This window comes from Aquitalea palustris, assembly GCF_003693445.1.
GTDB lineage: Bacteria > Pseudomonadota > Gammaproteobacteria > Burkholderiales > Chromobacteriaceae > Aquitalea > Aquitalea palustris.
Genome location: NZ_RFAR01000142.1, coordinates 1 through 4,130 on the forward strand (window position 1 = coordinate 1; position 4,130 = coordinate 4,130).

The following is a 4,130-nucleotide window of genomic DNA, read 5'->3' on the forward strand; positions in this document are numbered from 1 at the left end:
CTGGCCAATATGAGCCATGAAATCCGCACCCCGATGAATGCCGTCATCGGCATGACCCAGCTGGCCTTGCAAACCGCGCTGACCCCACAGCAGCGCAATTATCTGGACAAGGCGCATGCCGCCGCCAACAGCCTGCTGGGGCTGATCAACGACATTCTGGATTTCTCCAAGATCGAAGCGGGCAAACTGCATTGCGAGCAGGTGGACTTTTCGCTGGAAAACGTCATCGGCCAGGTAGCCGACCTGCTCTCCCTGCGGGTGCGTGACAAGGGGCTGGAACTGCTGTTCGACATCGACCCGGCGGTGCCGCCACAACTGCGGGGTGACCCGCTGCGGCTGGGCCAGGTGCTGAACAATCTGGTGGGCAATGCCGTCAAGTTTACCGAACAGGGCGAAATCACGCTGGCCGTCCGCCTGCGTGAGGAAGACGAACAATCGGTCCTGCTGGATTTCTCCGTCCGCGATACCGGCATCGGCATGAGCGAGCTCGAACAGCAGCGACTGTTCCAGGCCTTCTCTCAGGCCGACAGTTCCACCACCCGCCGTTACGGTGGTACCGGCCTGGGCTTGAGCATCAGCCAGCACATCGTGCAGCTGATGCAGGGCGAGATTAGCGTCAGCAGTGCCCCCGGCCACGGCAGCTGCTTCAGCTTCAGTTGCCGGCTGGGCAAAGCACAGTCACCGGCCGCCATTCCTGCCAGCCTGCCGGACATCCGTGGCATGCGCTGCCTGGTGGTGGACGACAATGCAGCCGCGCGCGAAGTCTTCGTGCATATGTTGCAGGCACTGCAGTTGCAGGCCGATGCTGTCGACAGCGGCCCGGCCGCGCTGCAGGCCTTGCAGCAGGCACATGCTGCCGGCCAGCCCTACCAGCTGGCACTGATAGACTGGAAAATGCCGGGCATGGACGGCGTGCAAACCCTGCAACGCATCCATGCACTGAGCGACCTGCCCGCGCCGGTCTGCCTGCTGGCCACCGCCCACGACAGTGACAGCCTGAGCCAGGCGCTGGGGCAAACGCCGGTGGATGGCATCATGGACAAGCCGGCCACCTTCTCCACCCTGCTGGATGCCATTCACACCGCTTGCCGCCACCAGGCACCGGCGCTGCCGGCCAGCAGCGCGCCGCGCATCGACCTGGCGCAATTGCGCCAGCTGCTGCAGGGCAGTCGCGTCCTGCTGGTGGAAGACAATCTGACCAATCAGGAAGTCGCACTGGAGCTGCTGCGGCAGATCGGCATCACGGCCCAGCTGGCCGGCAACGGTGCCGAGGCCTTGCAGATGGTGGCCGAACAAGACTTTCAACTGCTGCTGATGGACTGCCAGATGCCGGTGATGGACGGCCTGGAAGCCACGCGCCGGCTGCGCCAGCAGCCGCATGGCCGGGAACTCACCATCATTGCCATGACCGCCAATGTGATGGCTGGTGAAGAACAACGCTGCCTGGATGCCGGCATGGATGACTACATCGCCAAGCCCATCGACATCCAGTTGTTCTACGCCGTGCTGCTACGTCACCTGCGCCCCGGCCAGCCACTGGCGCCCGCCAGCAGCCCTGCCCCCACGGTGGCGCCTGGCGAACAGCTGCTCGACCGCAAGTCAGCCCTGCTGCGCATGGGCGACGATCACACCCTGTACCAGCGGCTGCTGACCCGCTTTCAAGAGCGAGAGAACGATGCCGCCCAGCGCCTGCAGCAGGCCTTGCAGCAAGGCGAAGCCGATACGGCACGGCGCATCGTGCACAATCTCAAGGGCCTGGCCGGCAATATCGGGGCGGATGCCCTGGCCGCTGCCTGCCGCCATCTGGAATACCACCTGGACGGCAATGACCACCAGCGCCAGCAAGCCATCGAGCAGCTGCAACAACAACTGCAGCGACTGCTCGTGCATGTGGAACAAGAACACCCGGCAGAGCCGGTCGCCAGCGAAGCCAGTACGCTGGTCGACTGCCAGCAACTAATGCGTACGCTGGCCAGCCAGTTGCAAGACAACGATATCAAGGCCAGCCGCAGTGCCGCCGAACTGTACCGGGCACTGGCCGGCCATGCCGAAGCGGACGCCGCCCGCCAGCTGTCACGACTGGCGGCGCAGTACGACTACGATGCTGCCCTGCGGCAGCTAAACCAGCTGGCGGAGCGCTTGCAGCCCGACCAGACCCAGCAAGCCAACTGAAAGCCCATACCATGGCCGATCTCAGACTGCGCCAGAGCATATTGATTGCCGATGACGTACCGGAAAACATCGAATTGCTGGCCGCCATTCTGGAGGACGATTACAGCATCAAGGTGGCCGCCAATGGCGAAAAGGCGCTGCAGATCGTCTATTCCGATTCGCCACCGGATCTGGTCTTGCTAGATGTAATGATGCCCGGACTCAGCGGCCATGAAGTCTGCCGCCGGCTGAAGGCCAACCCCGACCGCCAGCACATACCGGTGATCTTCGTCACCGCCATGTGCTCGGTGGAGGACGAAAAGCTGGGGCTGGAAATCGGCGCGGTAGACTACATCACCAAGCCCATCAGCCCGCCCATCGTCAAGGCCAGGGTACGTACCCAGCTGGCGCTGTACGACCAGACGCGCGAACTGGAGCGCATGGTGGCCCAGCGCACCCGCGAACTGCTGACTTCGCGCCAGCAGATCATCCAGCGACTGGGGCGGGCCGCCGAGTTCAAGGACAATGAAACCGGCAATCACGTCATCCGCATGGCACATGCATCGCGGCTGATCGCCGAAGTGGCCGGCCTGGGCGACAAGGCCCAGGAAATACTGCAGTTGGCCGCCCCCATGCACGATATCGGCAAGATCGGCATTCCCGACCACATCCTGCTCAAACCGGGCAAGCTGGACAGCGCCGAATGGGCCTTGATGAAGCAGCATCCGCTGATGGGGGCCGACATCATCGGCACTCATGATGACGAGCTGCTGCAAATCGCCCGTACCATCGCCCTCACCCACCATGAACGCTGGGATGGCAGCGGTTATCCGCACGGCCTGCGCGGCAATGCCATCCCGCTGGTTGGGCGCATCGTGGCCATTGCCGATGTGTTCGACGCCCTGTTGTCAGTACGTCCCTACAAGCCGGCACTGCCATTGGCAGAGGCGCTCGACTACATGTACAGCCAGTCTGGCCAGCATTTTGATCCGGAGCTGATACCCGCCTTCAGGAAAGCACTGCCGGAAATACTGAAAATCCATCAGGCCTATGCCGACGAGGGCAGCCCGGACCTGACCGGCTAATACCCGGCTACTCCAGCGCCTGGGCCAATGCCAGGGCGGCGATGAACAGGCTGGACAGCAAGATGCCACCCAGCCAGTGATAGAGACCGGCCTTCATTTGATGCGTCTCCCGCTGATGCCGGCCACCCGCCCCAGCATTTCCAGCACATTGAGACAGGCCTCGCCGCAACTGCTGGCCAATGCACACACGGTATAACGACGGCCATCCTGCTCCACCACGGTCAGTAGATAGGCTTTCATCACCAACACCTCCAGATAGATTGTCAGACTGCGCTGCAGCGCCCTGTCAGCTATCTTGGCAATTCATTCCAGCGGCTGACAGCTGACACTTCCTTGTCGTGAGCTGAAAGTTCCGAGCGAAAAACTGTCCTTTTCATCAGGGATGGCGCGAAGCCGACCACCACCCATCCGGCATGGTCAGACCGCCATAAAAAAACCCCCGCCATGGCGGGGGTTCTGTTCAGCAGCAAGTCAGCACTGCCACATCGGCTACAGCTTGAACTGCGACACCAGCGCACGCAGGTCGCCGCCACGACGCGACAGATCCTGGATGATGCTGAGGATGCGTTGCACGTTTTCATCGCTTTCCAGCGCCTTGGCATTAATGCGTTCGGCACTTTGCGCCATGACGGTGGTGGCCGTGCTCTGCTCCTTGGTCGAGCTGGTGATTTCCGACATGCGACCCGCGATATCGTGGGTGCTGGCCTTGATCTTGCCCACCTTGTCAGCCGCTTCACGCGACAGGGCCACACCGGTGGCTACCCGCTCGTTGGTCTTGCTGGTATGACCGATGGCCACTTCGGTCTGGCTCATCACGCTATTGATCATCTGCGCGATTTCCACCGTGGCAGAAGCCGTGCGCTCGGCCAGCTTGCGCACTTCATCGGCCACCAC

The 4,130-nt window shown here is 62.4% G+C and carries 4 protein-coding genes; 2 read left to right on the plus strand and 2 right to left on the minus strand.

Features of this window, described 5'->3' with window-relative positions; genetic code table 11:
* Together EAY64_RS20010 and EAY64_RS20015 are read left to right on the plus strand one after the other, a co-directional pair.
* Positions 1-2,172, plus strand: a 2,172-nt coding sequence (locus EAY64_RS20010; protein WP_103526502.1) for a hybrid sensor histidine kinase/response regulator, incomplete at its 5' end; no start/stop codon positions are given.
* A gap of 11 nt (positions 2,173-2,183) precedes the next feature.
* Positions 2,184-3,236: a response regulator gene (locus EAY64_RS20015; protein WP_199734505.1), complete on the plus strand. Its 1,053-nt coding sequence runs from the start codon at positions 2,184-2,186 to the stop codon at positions 3,234-3,236.
* A gap of 93 nt (positions 3,237-3,329) precedes the next feature.
* Here the strand turns inward: EAY64_RS20015 and EAY64_RS20480 are convergent, their stop codons facing one another.
* Positions 3,330-3,476, minus strand: a complete 147-nt coding sequence (locus EAY64_RS20480; protein WP_158604745.1) for a hypothetical protein — start codon at positions 3,474-3,476, stop codon at positions 3,330-3,332.
* A gap of 249 nt (positions 3,477-3,725) precedes the next feature.
* Positions 3,726-4,130: methyl-accepting chemotaxis protein (locus tag EAY64_RS20020; RefSeq protein ID WP_233566524.1), on the minus strand; the 405-nt coding region annotated here is incomplete at its 5' end.

Coding starts and splice junctions, on each gene's coding strand:
- EAY64_RS20015 (WP_199734505.1), top strand. CDS start 2,184: ATGGCCGATCTCAGACTGCGCCAGAGCATATTGATTGCCGATGACGTA.
- EAY64_RS20480 (WP_158604745.1), bottom strand. CDS start 3,476: ATGAAAGCCTATCTACTGACCGTGGTGGAGCAGGATGGCCGTCGTTAT.